Origin of the sequence: Pseudomonas sp. 39004 (genome assembly GCF_028682155.1) — a bacterium.
GTDB lineage: Bacteria > Pseudomonadota > Gammaproteobacteria > Pseudomonadales > Pseudomonadaceae > Aquipseudomonas > Aquipseudomonas capeferrum.
Map to the genome: position 1 here is coordinate 1 of NZ_JANIAG010000088.1, position 22,843 is coordinate 22,843.

A 22,843-nucleotide genomic window follows, 5' to 3' on the forward strand; every position below is an offset into this window, starting at 1 on the left:
GCGCAGCAAAAATCGCCGGGGCCGCTGCGCGACCCTTTCGCGACGCAAGGCCGCTCCTACAGAACCGTACCAGTACCTTACAGCACCACTCTCAAGCACTGCCCCGCGTGGTACAGCGAGAACCCGGACTCATAGAACGCCGTGCGCAACGACGGCGCACTCACCCCGGTCATCGGCGAGAACGGAATCGGCAAGCTGTCCGCCTCACCCTTGAGCAGGAACTCGGCAAACGCCCGGCCGATCACGGTCCCGGTGGTGTTGCCGCGTCCGTTGTAACCGGTCACCGCGACCAACCCAGGCGCCGGCTCGAACAGGCGCATCAGGTGGTCGGGGGTGAAGTCGATGCAGCCAGTCCAGTGCATCTCCCACTCGACCTTGCCCAGCTCCGGGTAGTAATGGCTCTGGATCCGGTCCGCCCAACTGCGCACGAACCAGGCCGGCTTGTTGTCGACCCGGCCCAGGCTGCCAAGCAGCAGACGGCCCTGGTCGTCACGGCGGATGCTGCTGAGCACGGTGCGGGTGTCCCAGGAGCCTTGGCCATGCGGCAGTACCTTGTCGGCGGCGGCGCCCTGCAGCGGCTTGGACGCCACCTGGTAGTAGTAACCGCGGAAGAACTGCTTCTGCAGGTTGCTCCAGTCGCCTTCGGTGTAGGCACCGGTGGAAATCACCACCTTGTCGGCGCGCACCGAGCCGCGCGCGGTCTTCACTCGCCAGCCATCACCCTCGCGTTCCAGGCCCTCGACGGACGACTGCTGGAACACTTTGCCACCCAGGCGCGAGACCGCAGCGGCCAGGCCTTGGGTGTAACCCATGGGGTTGATGGTGCCGGCGCGGCGGTCGAGCAGCGCGGCGGAAATTTTGTTGGTACCGCAGTATTCCTGGCATTGGGCGCCGGTCAGCAGCTCCACATCAGCCCCTCGCCGGCTCCACTGTTCATGGCGGGCTTCGAGGTCGGCGATGCCGGTGGCGTTGTGCGCCATGTGCAGCGTGCCTTTGTGCTGGGCCTGGCAGTCGATGCCAAGGCGCTCGATCATGGCGAAGACCTCGCCGGGTGCCTCACCGAGGACCTTGTTCAAGCGGCTGCCCTGCTTCTGGCCGAGGGTCGCCTCGACATCGTCGGGGCGGATCCAGGTGCCTGCGTTGACCAGGCCGACGTTACGCCCGGAGCCTCCATGGCCGATCTGCCAAGCCTCCAGCAGGATCACCGACTTGCCCTGCTCCAGCAGGTGGATGGCTGCGGACAGGCCGGTGATGCCGCCACCGATGACACAGACATCGGCCTTGTGTTCACCGGCCAGGGCCTGGGCGGCGACGGTGGGTTTGCTGACGAATTCCCACAAGCATTGTTGACGCAGTTCGGACATGGCCGGCTCCAGCAGTGTTGTTCTTATTGCGGGTGCATCTCGTGTTTTGGCGCCGCTTTGCGGCCCATTCGCAGGCAAGCCCGCTCCCACAGAGATCGCGTTGTGTGCAAGATTTCTGTGGGAGCGGGCTTGCCCCGCGAACCGGGGGCAATGCCCCCGGCCATGCAGCATCAGTCGAACACGATACCCTGTGCCAGCGGTAGCTCGCGCGAGTAGTTGACGGTGTTGGTCTGGCGACGCATGTAGCCTTTCCAGGCATCCGAACCGGACTCACGGCCACCGCCGGTTTCCTTCTCGCCACCAAACGCACCGCCGATCTCGGCGCCGCTGGTGCCGATGTTGACGTTGGCGATGCCACAGTCGCTGCCCGAGGCACTCTGGAAGCGCTCGGCTTCACGGATGTCGGTGGTGAAGATGCACGAGGACAGGCCTTGTGGCACTTCGTTGTTCAGGCGCAGGGCCTCTTCGAAGTCGTCGTAGGCCAGCACGTACAGGATCGGCGCGAAGGTTTCGTGGCGCACCACGTCGCTCTGGGCCGGCATCTCGGCGATGGCCGGGGATACGTAGTAGGCGTTCGGGTACTGGTCAGCCAGCTGACGCTCGCCGCCAAACACCTGGCCGCCTTCGTCGCGGGCCTTGGCCAGCGCGCCCTGCATGGCGTCGAACGACAGCTTGTCGATCAGCGGGCCCACCAGGTTGTCCTTGCGTGGGTCACCGATACGCACCTTGGCGTAGGCGGCTTTGACGCGGGCAACCACTTCGTCCTTGACCGAACGGTGCACGATCAGGCGGCGCAAGGTGGTGCAGCGCTGGCCGGCAGTACCGACGGCCGAGAACAGGATGCCACGCACGGCCAGGTCCAGGTCCGCACTCGGCGCCAGGATCATGGCGTTGTTGCCGCCCAGTTCGAGGATGCTGCGGCCGAAGCGGGCAGCGACACGTGGGCCGACTTCACGGCCCATGCGGGTGCTGCCGGTAGCGCTGACCAGCGGCACACGCGGGTCGTCGACCATGGCTTCGCCCGCTTCACGGCCACCGATGACCAGTTGCGCCAGGCCAGCCGGTGCATCGCCAAAGGCTTTCAGGGCTTTTTCGAACAGCGCCTGGCAGGCCAGAGCGGTCAGTGGGGTCTTTTCCGACGGCTTCCACACCACCGAGTTACCGGCCACCAGGGCCAGCGCGGTGTTCCAGGCCCAGACGGCCACCGGGAAGTTGAAGGCGCTGATCACGCCAACCACGCCCAGCGGGTGCCAGCTTTCACGCATGTGGTGGCCCGGGCGCTCGGAGGCGATGGTCAGGCCGTACAGCTGACGCGACAGGCCGACGGCGAAGTCGCAGATGTCGATCATTTCCTGCACTTCGCCCAGGCCTTCCTGGGTAATCTTGCCGGCTTCGATCGAAACCAGCTCGCCGAGGTCGGCCTTGTGCTCACGCAGCACTTCGCCGAACAGGCGGACCAGCTCGCCACGGCGTGGGGCCGGTACGCTGCGCCAGGCTTCGAAGGCGCTGTGGGCCTGATCGATGCGGGCGATGGTCTCGGCCTTGCCGAGCAGCTTCACCGAGGCAATCTGGCTGCCGTCGATCGGCGTGTGAACAGGGTAGTCGCCCTGGGTGTAAGCCTCGGCGGCAACGCCAAGACGCTCGAGCAATCCAGCAACCATTGGTGCATCTCCTACATCGGTGATGGGGTGGAAAAATGATGTGGATCAGTATTAATCCGATCACACCAGTGCAACAAACGACCTTTATTCCGCATATCATTCCGTCAGGTAATGATTTGAGCCGCAGAGACCGCTATGTCCAAACGCCTGGTGCCCTCCATGACCGCCCTGCAGTGCTTTGAAGCCGCAGCGCGTCATTTAAGCTTCACCCGTGCCGCCGAAGAGCTGCACCTGACCCAGAGCGCGGTCAGCAAGCAGGTGGCGCAGCTCGAAGACATGCTGCGCCACCACCTGTTCCTGCGCATTCGCCGCCGCCTGCAACTGACCCCAGCCGGCAGCCTGTACCTGGCCGAGGTCAACAAGATCCTCACCCAGGTCGACATCTCCAGCCGCTACATCCTGACCTATGGCGAGCAGACCGAGATATTGAAGGTAGCCACTCAACCGAGTTTTGGCGTGCGCTGGTTGATCCCCCACCTCAAGGGGTTTGGCAAACGCCACAACAATATCCACCTGGACATCCGCAACGAGATGGAGCCGTTCGCCTTGCTGCAAGGCTCGGCGGACGTGGTGTTCTTCTATGGGCAGGGCACCTGGCCGGGGGCGACCTGCGTAGAGCTGTTCCGCGAAGAGGTGGTACCGGTGTGCGCGCCAGAGCTGTTGGCCGGGCGGGCGCTGGCCGATGCGGGAGAGTTGGCCGAACTGGTGCTGCTGCAGAGCACATCGCGGCCGGAAGCGTGGCATGAGTGGTTTCTCGAGCTGGGGCTGCACAGCGTCAGCAGCTATCACGGGCCGCGGTTCGATACCTTCTACATGGCCTTGAGCGCCGCGCAGGCGGGGTGTGGGGTGGCGTTGGTGCCGCGGTACCTGGTGGCCAAGGAATTGAATGAAGGGAGCCTGGTCATTCCGTGGAATCATGCAATGCGCAGTACCGGGGCGCATTACCTGGCGTATGCCGAGCATGCGGCGGAAGTGCCCAAGGTGCGGGCGTTGGTGGAGTGGGTGCGCGAGCAGTTGCAGCATTGAGCGTGCCGGGGCCGCTTTGCGGCCCTTAGGTCGATCAAAAAAGGAATGACACACCCACTTTTTTTCGCTTGTGAGCCATGTGCATTCCCAGCTTTCATGTAAGCGTCCGAACCTAACCAGGAAGCTAGCGATGCCCGCCCACGATTTCGTCAGCCCAGACAGCATCCGCGCGCAGTTCTCTGCCGCCATGTCGCTCATGTACAAACAGGAAGTGCCGCTGTATGGCACGTTGCTGGAGCTGGTGAGCGAAATCAACCAGCAGGTCATGGCCCAGCAACCCAAAGTGGCCGAAGCGCTGCGCTGGACCGGCGAAATCGAACGCCTGGACCAGGAGCGCCACGGTGCCATCCGTGTCGGCACCGCCGAAGAGCTGGCCACCATCGCCAAACTGTTCGCGGTGATGGGCATGGAGCCCGTCGGCTACTACGACCTCAGCTCGGCGGGCGTACCGGTGCATTCCACGGCATTTCGCGCCGTGCACGAGCAATCGCTGCATGTCAGCCCGTTCCGCGTGTTCACCTCGCTGCTGCGCCTGGAACTGATCGACAACCCACAGCTGCGTGAGCTGGCGCAGGGCATCCTGGCCAAACGCGAGATCTTCACCCCGCGCGTGCTTGAACTGATCGAGCAGTGCGAACGTGACGGCGGCCTGAGTGCGGCCGACGCCGAAGCCTTCGTGCAGGAAGCGTTGCACACCTTCCGCTGGCACCACGACGCCACGGTAACCGCCGAGCAGTACCAGAAACTGCACGACCAGCACCGTTTGATCGCCGATGTGGTGGCCTTCAAAGGCCCGCACATCAACCACCTCACCCCGCGCACCCTGGACATCGACGCGATCCAGGTCGGCATGCCGGCCAAGGGCATCCCGCCAAAAGCCGTGGTCGAAGGCCCGCCCACCCGTCGTCACCCGATCCTGCTGCGCCAGACCAGCTTCAAGGCACTGCAGGAAAAGGTCGCCTTCTGCGACCAGCAAGGCAGCGAGGGCAGCCACACCGCACGTTTCGGCGAGATCGAACAGCGCGGTGCGGCGCTGACGCCGAAGGGCCGCCAGCTTTACGACAAGTTGCTCGATGCCACGCGCGCGGCCTTGGGCGGTGCCCCCGCCGAAGCCAATGCCGAGCGTTACAAGGCACTGTTGAGCCAGACCTTCGCGGAATTCCCGGATGACCTGGCGCAGATGCGCGAGCAAGGCCTGGCGTACTTCCGTTACTTCGCCACCGAAAAAGGCCTGGCCGCACGCGATCAGCGCGAGCGCCCGACCACCCTGCAGGGGCTGATCGAGGCAGGGCATGTGCACTTCGAGGCGCTGGTGTATGAAGACTTCCTGCCGGTAAGCGCGGCAGGGATCTTCCAGTCCAACCTGGGCGATGATGCGCAGGCAGACTACGGCAGCAACGCTAACCGTGAGGCCTTCGAGGCCGCACTGGGGCTGAAGGTGCAGGATGAACTGGCCTTGTATGCGCAAAGCGAGCGCCGCTCGTTGCAGGCCTGTGCGCAGGCCTTGAACCTGGGCTCGATGTAAGACTCAGGGGCGCATTGGGTCGCGCTGCGGCCCAATCGCCGGCAGGATTTCCACCTTCGGCAGGTCCATGGCTGCCACCTCGTCGTGCAGAAACGCGCTCAACCGCCGCAGCCGCTCGCCGCCCGGCCGGGTACGCGGCCACACCAGGTAGTAGTCCATGCCGCTGGGTACCGCCGTCGGCCAGGGCAGGCTCAGGCGCTTCTGCGCCACATCCTCGGCCACCATCAGCAAGTCGCCCATGGATATGCCATAACCACGCGCCGCCGCGATCATGCCCAACTCCAGGGTGTCGAACACCTGGCCGCCCTTGAGCGAGACCTTGTCGCCAAGCCCCATGCGCTGCAGCCACTCTCGCCAGTCGCGCTTGTCCACCGTCGGGTGCAACAGCTCGAAACAGGCCAGCCGATGCTCGTCCCACGGTGCTTCGTCGAGCAGGTCCGGTGCGCCCACCGGGATCAGCAGTTCGGGAAACAACCGGCGCACCTCCCAATGTGCCGGGAACACGCCATCGCTGAGCAACACCGCGCAATCGAAAGGCTCCTGGTTGAAATCGACATGGTCGACTTCCATCCAGGCACTGGTCAGTTGCACTTCGTTGCCCGGCTGCAGGTGACGAAAGCGGCTCAGGCGCGCCAGCAACCAGCGCATGGTCAGGGTAGAGGGCGCTTTCATGCGCAGGATGTCATCTTCACCACGCAAGGTATCGCACGCCCGCTCCAGCGCAGCGAAGCCTTCGCGTACGCCGGGCAGCAACACCCTTGCCGCTTCGGTCAGTTGCAGGCTGCGGCCGCTGCGCACGAACAGGCGGCAGGCGAAGTGCTGCTCAAGGGTGCGTATATGACGGCTGACAGCACTCTGGGTAATGGACAGCTCTTCGCCGGCGCGGGTGAAGGAGCTCAGCCGGGCAGCGGCTTCGAATGCGCGCAAGGCATACAACGGAGGGAGCTGACGAGACATGAGGCACCTGCCATACGGGGCTGTGAAACCGATCGACCGCAGCATATACCCATGAGTCAGACTCATGCCAATGATCGCTTTTATCCTTTTGTGCAAAGTTGACCAAAGCCTCAGACTCGCCCCTTGTTTACAGAAATCAGGAAGAAGGACTACTCACATGCATGTAGCGCCCACCACCGAACTCAAGGCTTTGCTGCGCCTGGCCGGGCCGCTGATCGCCTCGCAGTTGGCGCACATGCTGATGGTGCTGACCGACACCCTGATGATGGCCCGCATCAGCCCACAAGCACTGGCCGGCGGTGGCCTGGGCGCTGCCAGCTACTCGTTCGTGTCGATTTTCTGCCTGGGCGTGATCGCCGCCGTCGGCACGCTGGTGGCCATCCGCAAGGGCGCCAACGACATCGAAGGCGTCACCCGCCTGGCCCAGAACGGCTTGTGGCTGGCCTGGGGCCTGGCGCTGGTCGCGGCGCTGGCGCTGTGGAACCTGGAGCCGGTATTGCTGATGTTCGGCCAGCAGCCGGACAACGTCGCCTCGGCAGCCGAGTTTCTCACCCTGCTGCCGCTGGCCCTGCCCAGCTACCTGACCTTCATGGCCTTGCGCGGGTTCACCAGCGCCCTCGGCCGCTCGACGCCGGTAATGGTCATCAGCGTGATTGGCACGGTGCTCAACTACCTGCTCAACGTCGCAATGATCGAAGGCATGTTCGGCCTGCCCAAGCTGGGCCTGATGGGCATCGGCCTGGTCACTGCGGTGGTGTCGATGGGCATGGCCATTGCCCTGGCGCTGTACATCCGCTGGCATTCGGCCTATGCCGCCTACCCGCTGCGCAAGGGCCTGTCGCGCCCTTCGCTGCCGGCCCTGCGCGAGTTGTGGCGGTTGGGCCTGCCGATTGGCGGCACGTACATGGTCGAGGTCGGCCTGTTCGCCTTTGCCGCGCTGTGCATGGGCGTGCTCGGCAGCACGGAACTGGCGGCGCATCAGATCGCGCTGCAGATCGTTTCGACGGCGTTCATGGTGCCCACCGGGCTGTCCTATGCCGTGACCATGCGCGTGGGCTTGTACTACGGCGGCGGCAACCTGCTCGCCGCCCGCAGCGCAGGCCGGGTGGGCATCGGTTTCGGGGGGATGATCATGTTCGCCTTCGCCGCGCTGTTCTGGCTGTTGCCGGATGCCTTGGTGGGGTTGTTCATCGACCGCAACGACCCGGCGTTCGCGGCCATCTACCACTTGGCCGTGCAACTGGTGATGGTGGCGGCGTGGTTTGAACTGTTCGATGGCATGCAGACCATCGCCATGGGCTCGATCCGTGGTTTGAAGGATGCCAAGACCACCTTCCTGATCGGGCTGTGCTGCTACTGGCTGGTGGGCGCACCCAGCGCCTGGCTGTTCGCCTTCAACCTGGGTGGCGGCGCGGTCGGGATCTGGTGGGGGCTGGCGCTGGGGCTGGCCTGCGCGGCAGTGGCGCTGACCTTTGGCTTTGAATGGCGGATGAAGCGGTTGCTGCGCAAGGCTGGGGCTGGCAGCAAGGCAGCGGTGACGGTCTGAATACCCGGGGGGCGCTTTGCCCTCCCCGGCTATTTCACACGCTGACCAGGTGCGGCTTGCCACTTTCCTGCAAAAACGCCATCAACTCCCCTACCGGCAGCGGCTTGCTGACCAGAAACCCCTGCACCTGGTCACAGCCGAACTCACGCAGCAAGGCCATCTGTGCCTCGCTCTCGACCCCCTCGGCCACCACTTCAAGGTTGAGGTTGTGCGCCAGGTTGATCATTGCGTGCACCAGCTTGCGGTTCTCTTCGCGCATTTCCATTTCGGCAACAAAACTGCGATCGACCTTGAGCAACGCGATCGGCAGGCTGTTCAGGTGCACGAACGACGAGAACCCCGTGCCGAAATCATCCAGGGAAAACCGCACGCCCAGGCGCCCCAGGGCATCCATGGTCTGGCGTACCAGCTCGTTGCGGCGCATGACCGCCGTCTCGGTCAGCTCGAACTCCAGCCAGCGGGCATCGACCCCGTGTTCGATGATCAACCGGCTCAGGGTCGTCAGTAGCTGGCTGTCCTGAAACTGGCGAAAGCTCAGGTTCACCGCCATGTGCAGCGGCGCCAGGCCATGCTCGCACAGCGCCTGCATGTCACGCAGCGCGCGCGATATCACCCAGTAGCCCAGCGGCACGATCAGCCCGCTCTGCTCGGCCAGCGGCACGAACTCGCTGGGCGGCAACAGGCCGCGTTCGGCATGGCGCCAGCGCACCAACGCCTCCAGGCCGACGATACGCCCATCGGCCAGGTTCAGCCGTGGCTGGTAGTGCAGCTCCAGCTCGTCACGGCGCAGGGCCCGGCGCAGCTCGCTTTCCAGGTCGGCAAGGCTGCGGGCGTTGCGGTTGATGCGTTCATTGAAGACATGAAAGGTACAGCCTTGGCTGCCCTTGGCCTGGCGCATGGCGATGTGCGCATGCCACATCAGGGGGTCGGCACCGCTCTGCGCGCGAGCATGCGCCAGGCCCAGGCTACAGCCGAGCAGCAGGCTTTCGCCGTCGATCCAGTAGGGCTCGGCCAAGGCCTCGATGATGCGTTCGGCCATCCACTCGGCCCGATTCGGGTCACGGCGGGTATCGATCAGCAGGGCAAATTCGTCGCTGCCCAGGCGCGCCACCAGGTCACCGGCCTCCAGCTGCTGCTTGAGCCGCACCACCACCTGCAGGATAAGGCGGTCTCCGCTCTGGTGGCCGAGGGCGTCGTTGACGTGGCGGAAGTTGTCCAGGTCGAGGTGGCCGAGGGCCAGGCCACGGCCATCACCTTCTGCCAAGCGCGCCGTCAGCAAGGCCTGAAACCCCTGGCGGTTGGCGATGCCGGTCAGTGGGTCCTGCTCGGCCAGGCGTTGCAAGGTGGCCACCAGCACGCCGCGCTCGCGCACATGGCGCAGCGAGCGGCGCAAGGCATCAGCATTGAGATGGTCGCGCACCAGCCAGTCGCTGACCCCGCCGGGCGCTACCTCCGGCTCGTGATCGAGCAGCACGATGGTGGGCAGTTCACAGCGCCCAGGGGCAGGCTGCAAGGCCGGTGTGGCCAGGATCACGGCCTGGCGGTCATGGCTGAACAGGCTGTCGACCGACTCCCAGTCAGGTGCGGTCAACAACACTGCGCTGCCGCCAAGGGCCTGCACGCACTCACGCAACAGCACGGCCCATTCCGGCTCATCAGCCAACAGCAGCAAACGCAGAGGTTCGACAGGCGTGGACAAGCGGGCTCCTTAGGGCTTGGACGGGGCAGCGGCAGAGGCCAGGTATGCTACTGCATTAATGAAAATGATTTCCATTTTTAGCCATGTACACCCCGACGCATTTCGTCGTGCATCCTGCGCGAAACCAGGCCAACCGGCAAATACGATTTTTTCAATGAATAGCATGAGCCTGACTAATGCTTATGCGCAGACAAAAGTCTGACTCAGACGTCAGACGGTCGCGCCATAACCGGCCCATGCCTGTTAGAATGCGCGGCTATTTTCTGGCGACCCCCGGTTTCTAGCATGTCCCGACTCAATCCCCGGCAACAGGAAGCCCGAGACTACGTTGGCGGCCCTCTTTTGGTGCTCGCCGGTGCAGGTTCCGGCAAGACCAGCGTGATCACGCGCAAGATTGCCCACCTCATCCAGAACTGCGGCATCCGTGCCCAGTACATCGTGGCGATGACCTTCACCAACAAGGCCGCGCGCGAGATGAAAGAGCGGGTCGCCACCCTGCTGCGGCCGGGGGAAGGCCGCGGCCTGACCGTGTGCACCTTCCACAACCTGGGCTTGAACATCATCCGCAAGGAGCATGAGCGCCTGGGCTACAAGCCTGGTTTTTCGATCTTCGACGAGTCCGACATCAAGGCGCTGCTGTCGGACATCATGCAGAAAGAGTATTCCGGCGACGACGGCATCGACGAGATCAAGAACATGATCGGTGCCTGGAAGAACGACCTGATCCTCCCCCCCGAGGCCCTGGAAAAGGCTCGCAACCCGCGCGAGCAGACCGCCGCCATCGTCTATACCCACTACCAGCGCACGCTCAAGGCGTTCAATGCGGTGGACTTCGACGACCTGATCCTGCAGCCGGTCAAGCTCTTCCAGGAACACCCCGAGGTGCTGGAGCGCTGGCAGAACCGCGTGCGCTACCTGCTGGTCGACGAATACCAGGACACCAACGCCAGCCAGTACCTGCTGGTGAAAATGCTGATCGGCATGCGCAACCAGTTCACCGTGGTCGGCGACGACGACCAGTCGATCTACGCCTGGCGCGGCGCGCGGCCCGAGAACCTGATGCTGCTCAAGGAGGACTACCCCTCCCTTAAAATCGTCATGCTGGAGCAGAACTACCGCTCCACCAGCCGCATCCTGCGCTGCGCCAACGTGCTGATCGCCAACAACCCGCACGCGTTCGAAAAGCAGCTGTGGAGCGAGATGGGCGTGGGCGACGAGATCCGCGTGATCCGTTGCAAGAACGAGGAAGCCGAGGCCGAACGTGTGGCCATGGAAATCCTCACCCTGCACCTGCGCACCAACCGCCCGTACAGCGACTTCGCCATCCTCTACCGCGGCAACTACCAGGCCAAGCTGATCGAACTCAAGCTGCAGCACCACCAGGTGCCGTATCGCCTGTCTGGCGGCAATAGTTTCTTCGGCCGCCAGGAGGTCAAGGACCTCATGGCCTACCTGCGCTTGCTGGTGAACCCCGACGACGACAACGCCTACCTGCGGGTCATCAACGTGCCGCGCCGGGAAATCGGCTCCACGACCCTGGAAAAGCTCGGTAACTATTCGACCGAACGCGGTATCTCGATGTACGCCGCCAGCGAGGAGCTGGGCCTGGGCGAGCACCTGGACGCCCGTTACACCGAGCGCCTGCAGCGCTTCAAGCACTGGCTGGACGGGGTGCGCCACAAGGTGGCGCTGGACGACCCGATCGCCGCGCTGCACGAAATGATCCGCGACATCGACTACGAGAACTGGATCCGCCAGCAAACCGCCAGCGACAAGGCGGCGGAGTTCCGTATCAGCAACGTCTGGTTCCTGATCGAAGCGCTGAAAAACACCCTCGAAAAGGATGAAGAGGGTGACATGACCATCGAGGACGCCATCGGCAAGCTGGTGCTGCGCGACATGCTCGAGCGCCAGCAGGAAGAGGAAGAAAACGCCGAAGGCGTGCAGATGATGACCCTGCATGCCTCCAAGGGCCTGGAATTCCCTTACGTGTTCATCATGGGCATGGAAGAAGAGATCCTCCCGCACCGCTCCAGCATCGAAGCCGACACCATCGAAGAAGAACGCCGCCTGGCCTACGTGGGCATCACCCGCGCGCGCCAGACCCTGGCCTTCACCTTTGCGGCCAAGCGCAAGCAGTACGGCGAAATCATCGACTGCACACCGAGCCGGTTCCTCGACGAACTGCCGCCGGACGACCTGGCCTGGGAAGGCCTGGACGATGCGCCAGTCGAAGTCAAAGCTGCGCGTGGCAACAACGCACTGGCCGATATTCGGGCGATGCTCAAACGCTGATCAACCCTTACTCTTTAACCGTTGCCGCTGTTGCGGCCACCTTTGCTACATCGAGGAAAACCACAGTGGAAGCACTGCATCAGAAGATTCGCGAAGAAGGCATCGTGCTTTCCGATCAGGTTCTCAAAGTCGACGCGTTTCTCAACCACCAGATCGACCCTGCGCTGATGCAGTTGATCGGTGACGAGTTCGCCCGCCTGTTCGCCGACGCCGGCGTGACCAAGATCGTCACCATCGAAGCCTCGGGCATTGCCCCGGCAGTGATGACGGGCCTGAAGCTGGGCGTGCCGGTGATCTTTGCGCGCAAGCACCAGTCGCTGACCCTGACCGAGAACCTGCTGACTGCCTCGGTGTACTCCTTCACCAAGCAGACCGAGAACACCGTGGCCATCTCGCCGCGTCATCTCAACAGCAGCGACCGCGTGCTGGTGATCGATGACTTCCTGGCCAACGGCAAGGCGTCGCAGGCACTGATCTCGATCATCAAGCAAGCTGGCGCCACGGTGGCCGGGCTGGGTATCGTCATCGAGAAGTCGTTCCAGGGCGGCCGTGCCGAGCTGGACAGCCAGGGCTACCGCGTTGAATCGCTGGCGCGGGTGAAGTCGCTGGCAGGTGGTGTGGTCAGCTTCATCGAGTGATCGCCGTTGGGGCCGCTCCTATAGGTGAAGCAGATCGCGCGAGCCTGCAGGAGCGGCCTTGCGTCGCGAAAGGGCCGCTCTGCGGCCCCGACAATTATCGGGTCGCCGCCAAACCCGCCAGCAATAACCGCTGATAGATTTCTTCCTTCAGCCCTTGGGGATCCCCCAACCCCATGCGCGCCAACTGCGCCGCATACCCCTCCGGCCCCGGCGCATCCAGCGCTGCCTTGCCCAGCCCCAGTACCTCGCTCAACCTGAACTTGCTCTTCAGCCAGTTCAACGCCCGCAGCAAGTCACGCTCTTCGGCCGTGAAATCGGTGCCCAGCGGATACTCCGGAAACAGCCCTGCATGGCGCGCCCGGATGGCCTCAAGGCGCTCTGGCGTGTTGTCGGTAAAGCGTGCTTCCAGCTGGAAATCCCTGGCCAACTTGCCGGCCTTCTGGGCCTGTTCGATCAGCTCGCCCTGGAACCTCGAATCACTGACCGCCAACAACCGCGCAATCACTTCACTGTCGGTCTGCCCGCGCAGGTCGGCGATGCCGTACTCGGTCACCACGATATCGCGCAGGTGCCTGGGGATGGTGCAGTGGCCGTAGGCCCACAGCAGGTTCGAGCTGACCTGGCCCGCCGCCTCGCGCCAGCTACGTAACAGCAGTATCGATCGCCCGCCCTCCAGCGCGTGGCCTTGGGCGACGAAATTGTACTGCCCGCCCACGCCGCTGAGCACACGGCCATCCTCCAGCTGGTCGGCCACCCCCGCGCCCAGCAGGGTCATGGTGAATACCGTATTGATGAACCGCGCATCCCGGCGCTGGCGGCGCTTCAGTTCTTCCTGGCCATACAGCTCATTGATGAAACTGATACGCGTCATGGCAAACCGTGCGCGCTGCTCCAGCGGCATGTCCCGCAAGCGTTGGTAGAACGCCCGCGGGCCGAGGAAAAACCCGCCATGCACCAATACGCCCTGCTCGTCTGCCGGGCGCCGCACCACGCCCGCCTCCGCCAGCGCCAGCAGGCCGTTGACGAACATTTCGCTGCATCCGTAGAGGCCTTGGGCGAAGGCATCCAGCCCCCCTTCGCGCTGGATCAGGGTTTGCCATGGGCCAACATCCAGTTCATCCATCAATGCCCGATAGCCCGCATTGTCGCCCTGGCGCGCTAACAGCGCAGCGGCCACGGCATCGCCCATGGCGCCGATGCCTATCTGCAAGGTGCCGCCATCACGCACCAGGGTGCTGGCGTGCAGGCCGATGCAATGGTCCTGGGTGGTGACCGGCATGTTCGGCGTGGAGAACAGCCGGCGTTGCTCCACCTCATCGATCAGCAGGTCGAATGCGTCGATGCTCAGCTCCGAGTCACCCGGCATGTAGGGCAGCTCGGCATGCACCTGGCCAAGCATGAGTATGGTTTCACCGGCCGCGCGGCGCTTGGCGATCATCGGCAGCAGGTCGAGGGTGATGTCGGGGTTACAGGCCAAGCTCAGGTGCACGGGCTTTTCTGGGGTGGCGGCCACCATCTGGGCAATCAGGTTAAGGCCCTTGGCGTTGATGTCACGGGCGGCGTGGCTGTAGTTGCTGCTGACGTAGTCCTGCTGGGCGCTCTCGCTGTGCAGCAGGCTGCCGGGCTGCATGAAGAACTGCTCGACGCGGATGTTCGGCGGCAGTTGGTCGTTGCGCAGGTCGGCGAGGTAGGTGAGGTCTTCGTAATCGGCGAACACACGCTCGATGAAGGGTTCGAGGAAGCGCCGCTGCAGGCCGTCGCCCAAGGGTGGACGGCCAAGGGACAAGGCCGTGTAGATCGTCAACTGGCGCTCGGGCAGTTCGCGCACTCGGGCGTACAGCGCATTGACGAAGGCGTTGGGTTTGCCAAGGCCCAGCGGCAGGCCCATGTGAATGTGGGCCGGCAGGCGCGACAGCGCCTGGTCGACTGCCTGATCGATGGAGCAGAGGTGCATCTTGGCCTCCTGAGTCTTCCATGGGGTCAGGGGTTGGACACGGCGTTCAGCGGGTTGGTTGCCGGCACTGGCTGCACATATACAAAGCCCGCCATCAAAGGCGGGCTTCATGCAATTGAGCGGCTACTTACAACCCCGACATCTTCTTGATCGCACCCATCAGGTCATCATCCGAGCAATCGGCACAGGTGCCTTTCGGCGGCATGGCATTGATACCGGTAATGGCCTTGGCCAGGATGCCATCCAGGCCGCCCTGGTGGTCGGCACGTTCCTTCCACGCGGCGGTATCGCCGATTTTCGGCGCGCCCAGCAAGCCGGTGCCATGGCAGGCATTGCAATGCTTGGCAATGATGTCGTCCGGCGTCTTGGCAGCGCCGCCAGCCGCCGCAGTGGCCACCTCCATGCCCTTGCACTCCTGGCCCTGGATGCACACCTGGCCCACCGGTTCTAGGCGCTTGGCGATGTCGTCATTGGTTGCAGCGGTTGCGCTCATTGCCCAGAGGGCGAATACGGCTGCTGGTACGGCCAGCATCTTCTTGATTTGGTTCACGCGTACACCCTCATGGTGGCTAATCACGCTCGCGGCCACGGATCGGCGAGCGTTAAAAAGTATAGCGGGAACCCAGAGGCCGTGAAACGACCCCACACAGGAAAGGGGTATTGCCGAAACAATGCACTGCGCTGGATCAAAAGTTTGAAGGCGTCGCGGCGCTGATCAACCGGGCAGGTTCCTTGAAAGGGTTGCGAAAGCGGTGCGGGCGGGTGCTTTCGAAGTAGTAGCTGTCGCCCTCTTCGAGGATGAAAATCTCGTTGCCGACCACCAGCTCAAGCCGGCCTTCAAGCAGGATGCCGGTCTCTTCACCGTCGTGGGTAAGCATCTCGGCGCCGGTGTCGGCACCCGGTGGGTAGACCTCGGTGAGAAACGCAATGGCGCGGTTGGGGTGCGACTTGCCCACCAGCTTCATGGTCACCGCACCGTCCGAGATATCGATCAGCTCATGGGCCTTGTAGACGACCTGCGTAGGGCTCTCGGCGGCCAGTTCGACCGAAAAGAACTCGACCATGGACATCGGAATGCCACTCAGCACCTTGCGCAGCGAACTGATCGAAGGGCTGACGCTGTTTTTCTCGATCATCGAGATGGTGCTGTTGGTGACACCCGCGCGCTTGGCGAGCTCACGTTGTGACAGGCCCTTGAGCTTGCGGATGGCTTGCAGTCGTTCGCCGACGTCCAAAGCTGGAGCCTCCTGAAACGGGAAGAGAGGGGGTGAATGTGAACGATATCATGGCAATGCCGTTCAGTATTTACAACACACCACCCTGCAACCTGTCCGCTTCAGCGTCTTATTCGTCGCACTTACTCACCACAGTAGTCCCTCGGCACCCGCTTGAGGTTGCAGAAAATCTGGTACGGAATGGTGCCGGCATGGGCAGCCACCTCGCTGGCCAGCACCTGCTTGCCCCACAGCTCCACCGGGCTGCCCACGGTAGCCTCGGGCACATCGGTCAGGTCGATGCACAGCATGTCCATCGACACCCGGCCAATCAGCTGGCTGCGCTTGCCCGCGACCATCACCGGGGTGCCATTGGGCGCCTGGCGTGGGTAGCCATCGGCATAGCCCATGGCGACCACGCCGACACGGGTCGGCCGCGTGCCGATGAACTTGGCGCCGTAGCCCACCGGCTCGCCGGCCGGCAGCTCGCGCACGCTGATGACCCGCGATTGCAGGGTCATTACCGGTTGCAGGCGTTCAGCCTCGGCCTGGGCCACTTCGAAAGGTGTGGCGCCATACAGCATGAGGCCCGGGCGCACCCAGTCGCCGCCTGCCTGTGGCCACGCCAGTACCCCAGGCGAGTTGCGCAAGCTGCACTCGGCGGCCAGCCCCTGGCGCGCGGCCTCGAACACCGCGATCTGCTCGGCGGTGGCGTCGGCGTCCAGTTCGTCGGCACGGGCGAAGTGGCTCATCAATACGATGCGCAGGACGCTGCCAGTAGCCAGCAGGCGCTGATACGCCTCGTGATAATCCTTGGGGTGCAGGCCGACACGGTGCATGCCGCTGTCGAGCTTCAGCCAGACGGTCAGCGGCTTGTGCACCTGGGTCTTTTCGATTGCTTCGAGCTGCCACAGCGAATGCACCACGCACCACAGGTCGTGCTCGGCGATCAGGGCGAGTTCGCTGGCCTCGAAGAAGCCTTCGAGCAACAGCACTGGGGCCTTGATGCCAGCTGCGCGCAGCTCCAGCGCTTCTTCGATGCAGGCCACGGCAAAGCCATCGGCTTCGGCCTCCAGTGCCAGGGCGCAACGCACCGCGCCGTGGCCGTAGGCATCGGCCTTGATCACGGCAAGGGCTTTGGCGCCGGTCAGTTCACGGGCAAGGCGGTAGTTGTGGCGCAGGGCCTGGAGGTCGATCAGGGCGCGGGCGGGACGCATGGCGGCATGCCTTATGGTGGTTCAGTTTAATAACGGTGTTTGCCTCTTCGCGGGTAACCCCGCGAAGAGGCCAGCGCAGGCCTTCAAATCATTGATGCACGGGCGCGGTCTGGCCTTGCTTGGTGGCTTCCCGGCTGTTGCCATAACGGGAAATATCCAGGCCTTCGGCACTGATCTGCGGCTTCTTGCGCGCAATCAGGTCTGCCAACAGGCGACCAGAGCCGCACGCCATGGTCCAGCCCAAGGTCCCGTGACCGGTGTTCAGGAACAGGTTACGGAACGCAGTGGCACCCACGATCGGTGTACCGTCCGGGGTCGCCGGGCGCAGGCCGGTCCAGAAACTGGCTTGGCTCAGGTCACCGCCGCGAGGATAAAGGTCGTTGACGATCATCTCCAGCGTTTCGCGTCGACGCGGGTTCAGCGACAGGTCAAAACCGGCGATCTCAGCCATGCCGCCGACGCGGATGCGGTTGTCGAAACGGGTGATGGCGACCTTGTAGGTTTCATCGAGAATGGTCGAGGTCGGCGCCATGTCGGCGTTGGTGATCGGCACCGTCAGCGAGTAACCCTTGAGCGGGTAGACCGGCGCCTTGATGCCCAGCGGCTTGAGCATCTGCGGCGAGTAGCTGCCCAGGGCCAGCACGTAGCGGTCGGCAGTTTCCAGCTTGCCGTCGATCCACACGCCATTGATGCGGTCGCCGGCGAAGTCCAGGCGCTGGATGTCCTGGCCGAAGCGGAACTCCACACCCAGCTTCAGCGCCATGTCGGCAAGCTTGGTGGTGAACAGCTGGCAGTCGCCGGTCTGGTCGTTGGGCAGGCGCAGGGCACCGGCCAGGATGTCTTTTACCCCGGCCAGGGCCGGTTCGACGCGGGCGATGCCATCGCGGTCGAGCAGTTCATAAGGCACACCGGACTGCTCGAGCACGGCGATGTCCTTGGCGGCGGCATCGACCTGCGCCTGGGTGCGGAACAACTGGGTGGTGCCCAGGGTGCGGGCTTCATAAGCGATGCCGGTTTCGGCGCGCAGCTCGTCGAGGCAATCACGGCTGTACTCGGACAGACGCACCATGCGCTCCTTGTTCACCGCATAACGGCTGGCGGTGCAGTTGCGCAGCATCTGTGCCATCCACAGGTACTGGTCAACGTCGCCGGTCAGCTTGATGGCCAGGGGCGCGTGGCGTTCGAGCAACCACTTGATGGCCTTAAGCGGTACACCCGGGGCGGCCCAGGGCGAGGCATAGCCGGGCGAGATCTGGCCTGCGTTGGCGAAGCTGGTTTCCATGGCCACCGCCGGCTGGCGGTCGACCACCGTCACTTCGTAACCTTGCCGGGCCAGATAATAGGCACTGGCGGTTCCGATCACACCGCTACCAAGTACCAGAACTCGCATTGTTGATCCCTCGCACGCGGCGCACCGCTGTCTTTTGTTGAAATGGCATGGATGCGCGCAGTATAAAAATTACAGACCAGTGCAATTCACTATATAAAAGCCTATATTTGGCGAGAATTCTCGGCAATATTGCCTTTCACGGAGGGGCATCCCCTATGAGAACCCAGCACCAGAGCAAGCGTGAACTGGACAAGATCGACCGCAACATACTGCGGATCCTGCAGAATGACGGGCGTATTTCCTTCACCGAACTGGGCGAGAAAGTTGGGCTTTCCACCACCCCGTGCACCGAGCGCGTCCGCCGCCTGGAACGCGAGGGCATCATCATGGGCTACAACGCCCGGCTCAATCCGCAGCACCTGAAGGGCAGCTTGCTGGTGTTCGTCGAAATCAGCCTGGACTACAAGTCTGGCGACACCTTCGAGGAGTTTCGGCGTGCGGTGCTCAAGCTGCCCCATGTGCTGGAGTGCCACCTGGTTTCGGGCGATTTCGACTACCTGGTAAAGGCGCGTATTTCGGAGATGGCGTCGTACCGCAAGCTGCTGGGCGACATCCTGCTGAAGCTGCCGCACGTGCGCGAGTCGAAGAGCTACATCGTGATGGAAGAGGTGAAGGAGAGCCTCTGCCTGCCGATTCCGGACTGAGGCTAGACCAGCACCTGGCGGGTGGTGGCAATGAACTGATGAACGAGCTGCTCGGCCTCGGGCTCGATCATCTGCTCCGGGCCACGGCCGCGCGGGCAGGCCATGCGTGGGGTGGTGCCGAACAGGCGGCAGATCATCGGGCGCTCTTCATACACTGTGCAGCCGTTGGCGCCCAAGTGCACGCAGTCCAGGTGCTGCAGCGCAGCGGCTTGCTCGGCCTCGGTCTTGCGCGGCAGGCGGGCCATTTCTTCGGCCGAGGTGGTGACCGGGCCGCAGCAGTCGTGGCAGCCGGGCTCGCACTCGAAAGAAGGGATGAGTTCACGCAGGAAGTGGATCTTGTGGCGGTTGCAGGACATGGCGGGTACAGGGCAAGAAGGTGGGGTGAATTATAGGCCCATTGCACCGGCCCTGTGGGTACAGCTTTAACCGCGAACGCGGACGCGGCTCTCGCCTTGTTGCCCACCTTCCGACCCCGGCTTATCCTCCCTCCTTCTGCCCAAAAGCCCAGGACCTGCCCCATGATCCATAGCGCGCAGCACGCCGCTTCCTATTACGCCGCCAGCAGCGCGCCACACGCCGATCATGCCTTCCTGCAAGGCGAGCACAGCGCCGACGTGTGCATCATTGGCGGTGGCTATTCAGGCATTAACACCGCCATCGAACTGGCTGAACGTGGCCTCTCGGTGATTCTGCTGGAAGCCTGCAAGCTCGGCTGGGGCGCCAGCGGGCGCAACGGCGGGCAATTGATCCGCGGTGTCGGCCATGGCCTGGAGCAGTTCCTCCCGGTGATCGGCGAGGAAGGCGTGCGCAGCATGAAGCTGATGGGCCTGGAGGCCGTGGAGATCGTCCGCGAGCGGGTCGAGCGCCACAACATCGCCTGCGACCTGACCTGGGGCTATTGCGACCTGGCCAACAAACCTGGCGAGCTGCAAGGCTTTGCCGAAGAAGCCGAAGCATTGCGCAGCCTGGGGTATCGCCACGAACTGCGTCTGGTGGCGAAAGACGATATCCACAGCGTGGTCGGCTCCGACCGCTATGTGGGCGGCCTGATCGACATGGGCTCGGGCCACCTGCACCCGCTCAACCTGGCCCTCGGCGAAGCGGCCGTGGCCAGCCGCCTTGGCGTGCGGCTGTTCGAGCAGTCAGAGGTCACGCGCATCGAGTACGGCCCCGAAGTCAAGGTACACACCGCTCAAGGCAGGGTCCGTGCCAAGACGTTGGTACTGTGCTGCAACGCCTACCACAACGGCCTCAACCGCGAGCTGGGCGGCAAGGTGCTGCCCGCCGGCAGCTACATCATCGCCACCGAGCCCCTGGGCGACGCGCGTGCCCGCGCGCTGCTGCCGCAGAACATGGCCGTGTGCGACCAGCGCGTGGCGCTGGATTACTACCGGCTGTCTGCCGACCAGCGGCTGCTGTTCGGCGGTGCCTGCCACTATTCCGGCCGCGACCCGCAAGACATTGCCGCCTACATGCGGCCAAAGATGCTCAAAGTATTCCCGCAGTTGGCCGATGTGCGCATCGAATTCCAATGGGGCGGCATGATTGGCATCGGGGCCAACCGCCTACCACAGATCGGGCGTTTGGCCAGCCAGCCGAACGTCTACTACGCCCAGGCCTATTCCGGCCATGGGCTCAACGCCACCCACCTGGCCGGGCGCCTGCTTGGCGAGGCCATCAGCGGCCAGCAGAGCGGGCGCTTCGACCTGTTCGCCAAGGTGCCGCACATCACCTTCCCCGGCGGCAAGCACCTGCGCTCGCCACTGCTGGCATTGGGGATGCTCTGGCACCGGCTCAAGGAATTGGTTTAGGTGATGTGAGGCGGAGCATGCCTTGAGGGTGATAGTGGCGCGCAAATCGAGCGCCGCCATCACCCTCAAGCCATGCACCTCGTAGCCCTCAATCAATCCCTCCAAAATGGCTTACGCCCCTCTTCTCGGGCCTGCTCCCAGCTCAGCCCGACATCGCGCAATTCATCATCGGTCAGTTGCAACAAGGCCCTACGGGTGTGCCAGCGGTGCAGCATCAGCCCCCAACGGCCCAGGCCTGCCGGCGCGTTGAAGACCTTGGCGTGCTGCCCGGTTTCCAGCTCCTTGGCCATCAGTTGCAAGCGCACATCGCTCATGCCACCCATCGCTGCGTTCTCCCGATCAGTTGATACCGTGAAGCAAGCATGCGCGCCGGCACTGATGACAATACAGATCCAATAGCGGCTTATTATTCCCATACAGAATTGGCGAATCGACGGGTGAATGCTGTATTTTCAGCGCAACTGTACTGGTCGCTGCAGCTCAGCGGCGCTGGAGTATGCCGTGACGCTTTACCTCAACCTCGCCGAGTTGCTCGGCGCCCGTATCGAACAGGGCTTGTATCGCCCTGGTCAGCGCCTGCCCTCGGTGCGTGCCCTGAGCGTGGAGCACGGGGTCAGCCTGAGCACCGTGCAACAGGCCTACCGCATGCTCGAAGACAGCGGCATGGTCTCGCCGCGGCCCAAATCCGGCTATTTCGTCAGCGAAGGCCGCCACCTCCCTGCCCTGCCCGCCGTCAGCCGCCCAGCCCAGCGCCCCGTGGACATCTCCCAGTGGGAGCAGGTGCTGGAACTGGTCCGCAGCACCCCACGCCAGGACGTGATGCAACTGGGGCGCGGCATGCCCGACATCAACAGCCCGACCCTCAAGCCGCTGCTGCGCAGCCTCGCCCAGCTGAGCCGGCGCCAGGACATGCCCGGCCTCTATTACGACAACATCCATGGCAACCTGGCCCTGCGCGAGCAGATCGCCCGCCTGACGCTGGACTCCGGCTGCCGCCTGAGCCCGGCGGACCTGGTGGTGACCACCGGCTGCCATGAGGCGCTGTCCTGCAGCATTCGCGCCGTGTGCGAGCCAGGCGACATCGTCGCGGTCGACTCGCCCAGCTTCCATGGCGCCATGCAAACCCTCAAGGGCCTGGGCATGAAGGCGCTGGAGATCCCCACCGACCCGGTCACCGGCATCAGCCTCGAAGCACTGGAACTGGCCCTGGAGCAGTGGCCGATCAAGCTCATCCAGATCACCCCGAGCTGCAACAACCCATTGGGTTACATCATGCCCGAGGCGCGCAAGAAGGCCTTGCTCAGCCTGGCCCAGCGCTATGACGTGGCCATTCTCGAAGACGATGTGTACGGCGACCTGGCCTACACCTACCCGCGCCCGCGCACCCTCAAGTCGTTCGACGACGACGGCCGTGTATTGCTGTGCAGTTCGTTCTCCAAGACCTTGGCACCCGGCCTGCGCATCGGCTGGGTAGCGCCGGGGCGTTACCTGGAGCGGGTGCTGCACATGAAGTACATCAGCACCGGCAGCACCGCCAGCCAGCCCCAACTGGCCATCGCCGACTTCATCAAAGCCGGCCATTACCAGCCTCACGTGCGGCGCATGCGCAGCCAGTACCAACGCAGCCGCGACCTGATGAGCGACTGGGTGACCCGTTACTTCCCGCCGGGCACGCGTGTCAGCCGGCCCCAGGGTGGCTTCATGCTGTGGGTCGAACTGCCTGAACATTTCGACACGCTGCGGCTGAACCGCGCTTTACTGGAGCAAGGTGTACAGATCGCCGTGGGCAGCATTTTCTCTGCCTCGGGCAAGTTCCGTCACTGCTTGCGCATGAACTTCGCGGCCCTGCCTACGCCGTCAATCGAGGCCGCCGTGCGCAAAGTGGGTGAAACCGCCAGATCG

Annotated in this window: 19 protein-coding genes; 8 read left to right on the plus strand and 11 right to left on the minus strand. The window is 63.8% G+C overall.

Annotated features, from left to right (window positions below; all coding sequences use genetic code 11):
- Positions 1-77: 77 nt before the first annotated feature.
- Together amaA and amaB are read right to left on the minus strand one after the other, a co-directional pair.
- The gene (gene amaA, locus NP534_RS16000; RefSeq protein ID WP_274099352.1) at positions 78-1,364 is read right to left on the minus strand and encodes an L-pipecolate oxidase; all 1,287 of its coding nucleotides are present in this window, start codon (positions 1,362-1,364) and stop codon (positions 78-80) included.
- Positions 1,365-1,534: 170 nt separating this feature from the next.
- Positions 1,535-3,025 carry an L-piperidine-6-carboxylate dehydrogenase gene (gene amaB, locus NP534_RS16005; RefSeq protein ID WP_274099353.1) on the minus strand — a complete coding sequence of 497 codons (1,491 nt, stop codon included), beginning with the start codon at positions 3,023-3,025 and terminating at the stop codon, positions 1,535-1,537.
- 135 nt (positions 3,026-3,160) lie between these two features.
- Here amaB and NP534_RS16010 point away from each other — a divergent pair, with 135 nt between their 5' ends.
- Positions 3,161-4,051 (plus strand): LysR family transcriptional regulator, encoded by an 891-nt coding sequence (locus NP534_RS16010; protein ID WP_274099354.1) that lies wholly within the window; start codon positions 3,161-3,163, stop codon positions 4,049-4,051.
- A 130-nt stretch (positions 4,052-4,181) separates the two neighbouring features.
- Entirely contained in the window at positions 4,182-5,576 is a 1,395-nt protein-coding gene (hglS, locus tag NP534_RS16015) for a 2-oxoadipate dioxygenase/decarboxylase HglS (RefSeq protein ID WP_274099355.1), read from the plus strand.
- 3 nt (positions 5,577-5,579) lie between these two features.
- Here hglS and NP534_RS16020 read toward each other — a convergent pair whose 3' ends face one another.
- Positions 5,580-6,533, minus strand: a complete 954-nt coding sequence (locus tag NP534_RS16020) for a LysR substrate-binding domain-containing protein (protein ID WP_274099356.1) — start codon at positions 6,531-6,533, stop codon at positions 5,580-5,582.
- 157 nt (positions 6,534-6,690) lie between these two features.
- On the opposite strand from NP534_RS16020, the gene NP534_RS16025 reads away from it, so the two are divergent.
- A complete protein-coding gene (locus NP534_RS16025) occupies positions 6,691-8,079 on the plus strand; it encodes a NorM family multidrug efflux MATE transporter (RefSeq protein WP_274099357.1) in 1,389 nt (462 codons plus the stop codon).
- Between the two features lie 34 nt (positions 8,080-8,113).
- Here NP534_RS16025 and NP534_RS16030 read toward each other — a convergent pair whose 3' ends face one another.
- A complete protein-coding gene (locus tag NP534_RS16030; RefSeq protein ID WP_274099358.1) occupies positions 8,114-9,778 on the minus strand; it encodes a putative bifunctional diguanylate cyclase/phosphodiesterase in 1,665 nt (554 codons plus the stop codon).
- Positions 9,779-10,063: 285 nt separating this feature from the next.
- Between NP534_RS16030 and rep the strand changes: the two genes are divergently transcribed.
- Together rep and NP534_RS16040 are read left to right on the plus strand one after the other, a co-directional pair.
- Positions 10,064-12,073, plus strand: a complete 2,010-nt coding sequence (rep, locus tag NP534_RS16035; RefSeq protein WP_274099359.1) for a DNA helicase Rep — start codon at positions 10,064-10,066, stop codon at positions 12,071-12,073.
- A gap of 65 nt (positions 12,074-12,138) precedes the next feature.
- Complete coding sequence (locus NP534_RS16040) at positions 12,139-12,711, plus strand: xanthine phosphoribosyltransferase (RefSeq protein WP_033702269.1); 573 nt, start codon at positions 12,139-12,141, stop codon at positions 12,709-12,711.
- 94 nt (positions 12,712-12,805) lie between these two features.
- Here NP534_RS16040 and NP534_RS16045 read toward each other — a convergent pair whose 3' ends face one another.
- The 5 genes from NP534_RS16045 to dadA all read right to left on the minus strand — a co-directional run bounded on the left by NP534_RS16045 (position 12,806) and on the right by dadA (position 18,486).
- Positions 12,806-14,665, minus strand: a complete 1,860-nt coding sequence (locus NP534_RS16045) for an acetyl-CoA hydrolase/transferase C-terminal domain-containing protein (protein ID WP_274099360.1) — start codon at positions 14,663-14,665, stop codon at positions 12,806-12,808.
- A gap of 127 nt (positions 14,666-14,792) precedes the next feature.
- Positions 14,793-15,197, minus strand: a complete 405-nt coding sequence (locus NP534_RS16050) for a c-type cytochrome (protein ID WP_274099365.1) — start codon at positions 15,195-15,197, stop codon at positions 14,793-14,795.
- A gap of 154 nt (positions 15,198-15,351) precedes the next feature.
- Positions 15,352-15,900 carry a cupin domain-containing protein gene (locus NP534_RS16055; protein ID WP_033702273.1) on the minus strand — a complete coding sequence of 183 codons (549 nt, stop codon included), beginning with the start codon at positions 15,898-15,900 and terminating at the stop codon, positions 15,352-15,354.
- A gap of 122 nt (positions 15,901-16,022) precedes the next feature.
- Positions 16,023-17,096, minus strand: a complete 1,074-nt coding sequence (alr, locus tag NP534_RS16060) for an alanine racemase (RefSeq protein ID WP_186663730.1) — start codon at positions 17,094-17,096, stop codon at positions 16,023-16,025.
- 88 nt (positions 17,097-17,184) lie between these two features.
- Positions 17,185-18,486: a D-amino acid dehydrogenase gene (dadA, locus tag NP534_RS16065; RefSeq protein ID WP_033702277.1), complete on the minus strand. Its 1,302-nt coding sequence runs from the start codon at positions 18,484-18,486 to the stop codon at positions 17,185-17,187.
- 155 nt (positions 18,487-18,641) lie between these two features.
- On the opposite strand from dadA, the gene dadR reads away from it, so the two are divergent.
- Entirely contained in the window at positions 18,642-19,130 is a 489-nt protein-coding gene (gene dadR / locus NP534_RS16070) for a transcriptional regulator DadR (RefSeq protein ID WP_003258963.1), read from the plus strand.
- A gap of 2 nt (positions 19,131-19,132) precedes the next feature.
- Here dadR and NP534_RS16075 read toward each other — a convergent pair whose 3' ends face one another.
- Positions 19,133-19,486 (minus strand): YkgJ family cysteine cluster protein, encoded by a 354-nt coding sequence (locus tag NP534_RS16075; RefSeq protein ID WP_274099361.1) that lies wholly within the window; start codon positions 19,484-19,486, stop codon positions 19,133-19,135.
- Between the two features lie 162 nt (positions 19,487-19,648).
- Here NP534_RS16075 and NP534_RS16080 point away from each other — a divergent pair, with 162 nt between their 5' ends.
- Positions 19,649-20,941, plus strand: a complete 1,293-nt coding sequence (locus NP534_RS16080) for an NAD(P)/FAD-dependent oxidoreductase (protein ID WP_274099362.1) — start codon at positions 19,649-19,651, stop codon at positions 20,939-20,941.
- 92 nt (positions 20,942-21,033) lie between these two features.
- On the opposite strand, the gene NP534_RS16085 is transcribed toward NP534_RS16080, so the two are convergent.
- The gene (locus NP534_RS16085) at positions 21,034-21,264 is read right to left on the minus strand and encodes a DUF1127 domain-containing protein (RefSeq protein ID WP_274099363.1); all 231 of its coding nucleotides are present in this window, start codon (positions 21,262-21,264) and stop codon (positions 21,034-21,036) included.
- Between the two features lie 178 nt (positions 21,265-21,442).
- Between NP534_RS16085 and NP534_RS16090 the strand changes: the two genes are divergently transcribed.
- The coding region (locus NP534_RS16090) for an aminotransferase-like domain-containing protein (protein ID WP_274099364.1) at positions 21,443-22,843 on the plus strand (1,401 nt) is incomplete at its 3' end.

Excerpts from the sequence above, each read along its gene's own strand:
- NP534_RS16045 (WP_274099360.1), bottom strand. The coding sequence starts at position 14,665 with ATGCACCTCTGCTCCATCGATCAGGCAGTCGACCAGGCGCTGTCGCGC.
- dadA (WP_033702277.1), bottom strand. The coding sequence starts at position 18,486 with ATGCGAGTTCTGGTACTTGGTAGCGGTGTGATCGGAACCGCCAGTGCC.
- rep (WP_274099359.1), top strand. The coding sequence starts at position 10,064 with ATGTCCCGACTCAATCCCCGGCAACAGGAAGCCCGAGACTACGTTGGC.
- hglS (WP_274099355.1), top strand. The coding sequence starts at position 4,182 with ATGCCCGCCCACGATTTCGTCAGCCCAGACAGCATCCGCGCGCAGTTC.
- amaB (WP_274099353.1), bottom strand. The coding sequence starts at position 3,025 with ATGGTTGCTGGATTGCTCGAGCGTCTTGGCGTTGCCGCCGAGGCTTAC.
- NP534_RS16025 (WP_274099357.1), top strand. The coding sequence starts at position 6,691 with ATGCATGTAGCGCCCACCACCGAACTCAAGGCTTTGCTGCGCCTGGCC.
- amaA (WP_274099352.1), bottom strand. The coding sequence starts at position 1,364 with ATGTCCGAACTGCGTCAACAATGCTTGTGGGAATTCGTCAGCAAACCC.
- NP534_RS16085 (WP_274099363.1), bottom strand. The coding sequence starts at position 21,264 with ATGGGTGGCATGAGCGATGTGCGCTTGCAACTGATGGCCAAGGAGCTG.
- NP534_RS16080 (WP_274099362.1), top strand. The coding sequence starts at position 19,649 with ATGATCCATAGCGCGCAGCACGCCGCTTCCTATTACGCCGCCAGCAGC.
- NP534_RS16075 (WP_274099361.1), bottom strand. The coding sequence starts at position 19,486 with ATGTCCTGCAACCGCCACAAGATCCACTTCCTGCGTGAACTCATCCCT.
- dadR (WP_003258963.1), top strand. The coding sequence starts at position 18,642 with ATGAGAACCCAGCACCAGAGCAAGCGTGAACTGGACAAGATCGACCGC.
- alr (WP_186663730.1), bottom strand. The coding sequence starts at position 17,096 with ATGCGTCCCGCCCGCGCCCTGATCGACCTCCAGGCCCTGCGCCACAAC.
- NP534_RS16010 (WP_274099354.1), top strand. The coding sequence starts at position 3,161 with ATGTCCAAACGCCTGGTGCCCTCCATGACCGCCCTGCAGTGCTTTGAA.
- NP534_RS16050 (WP_274099365.1), bottom strand. The coding sequence starts at position 15,197 with ATGCTGGCCGTACCAGCAGCCGTATTCGCCCTCTGGGCAATGAGCGCA.
- NP534_RS16020 (WP_274099356.1), bottom strand. The coding sequence starts at position 6,533 with ATGTCTCGTCAGCTCCCTCCGTTGTATGCCTTGCGCGCATTCGAAGCC.